The sequence below is a fragment of the Gottfriedia sp. NPDC056225 genome (assembly GCF_042267765.1).
GTDB lineage: Bacteria > Bacillota > Bacilli > Bacillales > Bacillaceae_G > Gottfriedia.
On record NZ_JBHJTJ010000097.1, the window covers coordinates 1 to 6,516 of the forward strand.

General features: G+C 31.5%; 5 protein-coding genes. 2 read left to right on the top strand and 3 right to left on the bottom strand.

Annotated elements, in window-relative coordinates; all coding sequences use genetic code 11:
- The first annotated feature begins 439 nt into the window (after positions 1 to 439).
- On the top strand, positions 440 to 1,942 hold the full coding sequence (zwf, locus tag ACFCYN_RS24755; protein ID WP_172444491.1) for a glucose-6-phosphate dehydrogenase: 1,503 nt from the start codon (positions 440 to 442) through the stop codon (positions 1,940 to 1,942).
- 80 nt (positions 1,943 to 2,022) lie between these two features.
- Here zwf and gndA read toward each other — a convergent pair whose 3' ends face one another.
- A complete protein-coding gene (gene gndA / locus ACFCYN_RS24760) occupies positions 2,023 to 3,429 on the bottom strand; it encodes an NADP-dependent phosphogluconate dehydrogenase (protein ID WP_375952677.1) in 1,407 nt (468 codons plus the stop codon).
- 252 nt (positions 3,430 to 3,681) lie between these two features.
- Here gndA and ACFCYN_RS24765 point away from each other — a divergent pair, with 252 nt between their 5' ends.
- Complete coding sequence (locus ACFCYN_RS24765) at positions 3,682 to 4,791, top strand: AbrB family transcriptional regulator (RefSeq protein WP_172444489.1); 1,110 nt, start codon at positions 3,682 to 3,684, stop codon at positions 4,789 to 4,791.
- Between the two features lie 35 nt (positions 4,792 to 4,826).
- Here the strand turns inward: ACFCYN_RS24765 and ACFCYN_RS24770 are convergent, their stop codons facing one another.
- On the bottom strand, positions 4,827 to 5,573 hold the full coding sequence (locus ACFCYN_RS24770) for an SDR family NAD(P)-dependent oxidoreductase (RefSeq protein WP_172444488.1): 747 nt from the start codon (positions 5,571 to 5,573) through the stop codon (positions 4,827 to 4,829).
- A gap of 82 nt (positions 5,574 to 5,655) precedes the next feature.
- Positions 5,656 to 6,138 carry a MarR family winged helix-turn-helix transcriptional regulator gene (locus tag ACFCYN_RS24775; protein ID WP_172444487.1) on the bottom strand — a complete coding sequence of 161 codons (483 nt, stop codon included), beginning with the start codon at positions 6,136 to 6,138 and terminating at the stop codon, positions 5,656 to 5,658.
- Positions 6,139 to 6,516 lie beyond the last annotated feature (378 nt).

A 6,516-nucleotide genomic window follows, 5' to 3' on the forward strand; every position in this document is an offset into this window, starting at 1 on the left:
AACATTTTCATATCAATTTTACTATATTTTCCAAATTATTACACTAACTTAATTCAATTCTACTAGAAAACTGAGATTTTATCAAATTTCTCTTATCTTAATTTAATCTCTTTTTAATTTTTAATCTAAAAATTTACCATTAATTCATTGTCAAACAAGCAAAAAGTCGTGTATTTTCTTATTCGCTCTTAAACCTTTTATTTTCAAGTAAAAAAGTAGGAAAAATGTTTTAATTTTATCAAGACTTTTGTTTACGAAACTGTTCGTTTTGTTTATGATAAAAGATGAATAATTTGGTAATTTAATTTATTTTCTAATAATTGATGAAAATGCTTTCAAATCATTATTTTTGAAAGGGATTTTACATTATTTGTATAATCGGCCTTGATTATTACTAAAATAAGTTAGTAATTTATGTTGAAGAAGTGAGGTAAATTCATTGAAAACTAAAGTAAATCCTAAAGCAGTAATCGTAATTTTTGGCGCAACAGGAGATCTTGCAAAAAGAAAGCTTTTTATTTCAATATATAGATTATTTTTAAGTCAAAAAATTGATGAAGGCTTTGCGGTTGTAGGTGTTGGTAGAAGACCTTGGTCAAATGATGAGTTTCGTGAAACTGTGAAAAAATCAATTAAATCAATTGCGACTTCTGATGAAGAAATTGAAAGCTTTTTATCTCATTTTTATTATCATCAATTTGAAGTATTAGAAGCATCATCATACATAGAATTAGGCAATTTATTAACAAACTTAGATAACCATTATTTAATTCCTGGTAACCGTATCTTCTTCCTGGCAATGGCACCTGAGTTTTTCGGTACAATTGCTCAGCAGTTAAAAAAGAATGGTTTAGCCGATACAGAAGGCTGGAGTCGAATTGTTATCGAAAAACCATTTGGTCATGACTTGCCTAGCGCTATGGAATTAAATGATGAAATTCGTGAAGCATTTTCAGAAAATCAAATTTACCGTATTGACCACTATTTAGGTAAAGAAATGGTTCAAAATATCGAAGTAATCCGTTTTGCGAATGCGATGTTTGAGCCGCTTTGGAATAATCGATTTATTTCCAATATCCAAATTACTTCAAGTGAAATTCTTGGTGTTGAAGACCGTGGAAAATATTACGAGAATTCTGGTGCTTTGAAAGATATGGTTCAAAATCATATGCTTCAAGTTGCAGCTTTACTTGCTATGGAGCCTCCTATTAAATTAACAACAGAAGAAATTCGTAGTGAAAAAGTTAAAGTATTTAAGGCTCTTCGAAAAATTGAAGAAAACGAAGTTAAAGATTATTTTGTTCGTGGACAATACGATGCTGGTGTAATTAACGCTGAAGAAGTACCTGCATATAGAAATGAGAGCAATGTTGATCCAAATTCACAAACTGAAACATTTGTTGCAGGAAAACTTTATATCGACAATTTTAGATGGGCAGGTGTTCCATTCTATATTCGAACAGGAAAACGAATGGCTACAAAATCTACGAAGATTATTGTACAATTCTCAGATATACCAATGAACCTTTACTACAATACAAAAGAACCAATGTCACCAAATTTATTGATTATACATATTCAACCAGATGAAGGCATTACCTTACAATTAAATGCAAAAAGATCTGGCTCTGAAGGTTACACAAAACCAATTCAATTAACTTTTAATAATAATTGTGTTGATTGTATAAATACCCCTGAAGCATACGAGCGATTAATTTATGATTGTATGTTAGGTGATGGAACAAACTTTACCCATTGGGATGAAGTAAAATACTCTTGGAGCTTTGTTGATGTGATCTCTAAAGCTTGGGACCAAAATTTAGCACCCCTTACAACATATAATTCTGGTTCAATGGGACCAAATGAAGCTGATACTTTATTGACAGTTGACGGTCATAAATGGTGGCCTGTTTCTGATCGATTAAATGAACACAAAGAATGAAATTAAAGACTAAAAAAGTTACCCCCTCTTAATGTAGAGGGGGTAACTTTTTTAGTTCAGGAACAAATTAAAACTTAAAATTAAGTCCATTGAGTATGGAATTTACCTTCTTTATCAATTCGTTCATAAGTATGTGCACCAAAATAATCTCTTTGTGCTTGAATTAAGTTTGCTGGAAGCGTTTCAGTACGATAACTATCAAAATATGCTAATGCAGCTGAGAAACATGGAATTGGTACACCAGCCTCTATTGCTACAACGCTAATTTTACGTAATGCGCCTTGATAGCTCTCTACAATTTCTTTGAAATAAGGATCAAGTAATAAGTTTGAAAGATTCGCATCAAGATCATATGCTTCTTTAATTTTTTGTAAGAATGCCGCACGAATAATACATCCGCCTCTAAAAATCATGGCGATCTCACCGTATTTTAAATCCCAGTTATACTCATCAGATGCAGCTCTTAGTTGTGCAAATCCTTGAGCATAAGAGCAAATTTTACTCATATAAAGTGCTTTACGAACATCTTCAATCAGTTGCTCTTTATTTCCAGTATATGAGCTAGTTGACGGACCAGATAATAACTTACTTGCTTTTACTCGTTCCTCTTTCATTGCTGAAATAAATCTTGCAAACACAGACTCAGTAATAATTGAAGTAGGTACGCCTAAATCAAGTGTGCTTTGACTTGTCCATTTACCAGTTCCTTTTTGTCCTGCTGTATCTAAAATAACATCAACAAGTGGTTTACCTGTCTCTTCGTCAGTTTTTGTAAAAATATCAGCCGTTATTTCGATTAAATAACTATCTAATTCACCTTTATTCCACTCGCTAAATACTTGGTGTAGCTCATCGGCACTTAAGCCAAGAACATTTTTTAATAAAAAGTAAGCTTCTGAGATTAATTGCATATCTCCATATTCAATTCCATTATGAACCATTTTAACGTAGTGACCTGCGCCATCTGGTCCAATATAGGTTGTACAAGGCTCATTATTGACTTTTGCAGAAATAGCTTCAAATATCGGTTTTACTAGTTCAAAAGCTTCTTTCTGTCCGCCAGGCATGATTGAAGGCCCCTTTAAAGCACCCTCTTCTCCACCAGAAACGCCTGTACCAATAAAATGAATTCCACTATCAGACAACATTTTATTTCTTCTTTGAGTATCTTTATAATATGTATTTCCACCGTCAATTAAAATGTCACCTTTATCTAGGTGTGGTAATAACATTTCAATAGTTGAATCAGTTGGAGCACCAGCTTTTACCATAATTAATATTTTACGTGGTGTTTCAAGAGAATTTATAAATTCTTCGATCGAAAATGCTCCTACTACATTTTTTCCTTCTGCTTCTTTTAAAAATTCTTCTGTTTTTTCAACTGATCGGTTATATACAGAAATTGAGAAACCTCTACTTTCAATATTTAAAGCTAGGTTTTTCCCCATTACTGCTAAACCAATAACGCCTATTTGTTGTTTAGCCAATTCAATTAGTCCCTTCTAATTAAAATTTGCAAAAGTTTAGATACATCATAATTGTAAAATATTTACTATAATTAATATATCCTTCGATTAGTTCTGCTATCCTGTTAATTACCCAAAAAAGCATCTGACTAAGCAAAAACCTTGCATACCATAAACTTAAGGTCAATAATGATATTATCACAACTAGTGCGATGAATAAATGTAAACATCAAATGTTCATTAAAATTTTATAATTTGAAAAGAAGTGAAAAAATGGTATTAAAATACAACAATAATAAGTGGATTCAATTATTTCTTACTTTAATCATTGCAATTATTGGCGGAATGATTTTTCAATTAATTAACCTACCAATCCCTTGGCTTTTAGGTCCAATGTTTTTTGTACTTATTTTTTCTAAAATTAAAGGAATAAGCTTATATTGGCCAAGTCAAATTCGTGATTCTGCGATGATTATAATCGGTTATACGATTGGGCTATCATTCACTGCTTCAACTTTTATACAAATCGGACATCAATTAACATCTATGCTTTTGATGACATTCCTTCTAATTCTTTTTACGATTACAATTTCAATAATTATTTCAAAACTATTTAATATACATTATCCTACTGTTTTATTAGGAAGTATCCCCGGTGGCTTAAGCCAAATGATCGCCCTTGCAGAAGAAATAAAAGATGTTGACTTTACGATTGTGACTTTCCTACAAATTTCGAGACTTATGATGATTATTTTTATGATACCCCTACTAATTTTCAGCCCTTTTTTTAATACTCATAAAAATGCAATTTCAGAAGCAATTCATCACTCTTCAGCAAGCTGGCATGACTTATTCCCAAATATATTTATTTTTGCGATTGCTTGTACTTTACTTGGAATATTGGGGAAGAAAATTAATTTTCCAACCGCATTACTATTAGGTCCGATGGTTGCCTCAATAATTCTTAATTTATCTGGACTACATGGCCCTGCATTACCATCTGTTATTTTGAATTGCTCTCAGCTAATGATGGGAAGTTATATTGGTCTATTATTGAAACCAGAAAAATTAGCAAACAAATTAAAAATAGTTTTAGTTTCAATCTTAAGTGGCGTAATTTTATTAACCTTCTCACTTTTATCTAGTATCTTTTTAACACATATTCACACCATTGATCATATAACCGCCCTATTAAGTCTAGCACCTGGCGGAATGGATCAAATGGCACTTATTGCAAAAGAAGTAGACGCGGATATCACTGTCATTATGTGCTATCAACTATTTAGAACACTTTTTATCTTTATCGTAGTACCCTATTTATTAAGATATATTTTTAGGGCGAGAATACAGGAAAGTAAGCTCAAGCGAATCAGCAATGAATAAGAAAAAGCAAGGGGAGTTACTTTCCCTTGCTTTTTCTATTCTTCGTAAATCATTTTCTTTGTCATCCCACCATCAACAATAATATTTTGACCGTTAATGAAGCTGTTATCTGGATCTGCTAAATAAATACAAGCTTTAGCTATATCTTCGGGTTTACCAACTCTGTTCGACCAATGTTGAAGATGGTCAGTTTCTTTTAACTCCTCATAATGACTAACCTCAATCCATCCGGGGCTAATGCAATTTACTGTTATACCATTTGGTTGTAATGATGCAGCTAATGAATGGGTAATTGATACAATTCCACCCTTAGATGCTGCATAAGCCTCTGAATTCGGCTCCGACATCATTGCTCTAGTTGATGCCATATTTATGATTCTTCCTCCATTTCCCATCACTTTGGCAGCTTCTCTGGATGATATAAAAACACTTCTCAAGTTTGTATTGATTACTCTTTCCCATTCATCCGTAGTTAAGCTCAAAAATGGCTTAAAAACAGAGATTCCTGCATTATTAATTAAAATATCAAGTTTAGAAGTTTGAGCGATTACACTGTTAATAAGATTTATTATATCTTCTTCGATCCCAACATCTGTTTTATGAAATAGTGCTCTTCCACCATTACCCTCAATTTTCTGTACTACTTTTTTTCCTTTTTCCCCGTCAATATCAGCAATAAAAACCATTGCTCCTAATTTTCCAAAAGCAAGAGCAATCCCCTCACCAATACCATTAGCCCCTCCTGTAATGATGACTGATTTACCTTTAAACTTCTCTTCCATAATTACATACCTCATTTAACTATTAGTCTATCTTTATTATTTCCATCCTTAACAAAAAAAGCCGTCTAATGACAGCTTTTCGCTATGATTTATTTTGAATCAAGTTATCTTTACATTGAGATTTTTTCTCATTTAATCCTATTTTTTTTAATAAATAAATCAACATATCTTTTTCAACTGAATTTAATTCGGAAAATAGTTGATGAATCATTTCTCGGTGAACTGGAAAAATGGTACAAATTACGTTCCTACCTTCATCAGTCAAAGCTGCATAGATTACTCTACGATCTTTAGGACAATGCAATCGTTTAATATATCGCCTTGCCTCTAGTTTATCTAAAACATAGGTCATGTTCCCGCTTGAAATTAATATTCTTTTACCAATTTGTTGGATTGGCTGATCGCCTTTATGATATAACAACTCTAAAACTGCAAATTCAGTTAAGTTTAATCCAAAACACTTTATATTATTAATTGAAGAATCAGTTATAAATCGATTTGCCCTACTAATTTCTGAAAATAATTGGAGCGAGTTAGTTATTGAAATTTTATCATTTTTCATCATATCAACTCCTTTCAATTACCTTGAATTAAAGGTAATTTTAAAGTATTCTTTGGGAGTAGTCAATGTCCTATTATTCGTTTAATAAAATAATATTGATTCTATAACTAGTTTTCAGTTTACATAATATTATTATTTAATTTCCGTAATTCAAATTTGTTAATTATCAATAATCCCTATCTAAAAAAAACATTAAATTATCAATCTGTTTTCTATTAATCATTCTTTAATATTTAGTCTCTGTTTAATTAAAATGTTGATTTTTAAACTAAAAAAAGACTGTCAGTATTGATATTATCCCTTTATAGTAGACACGGGAAAAAGCCTATCCCTTATAATGGATAGGTAATCTACTATAGGGGGATTTATTATGCCTTTAAA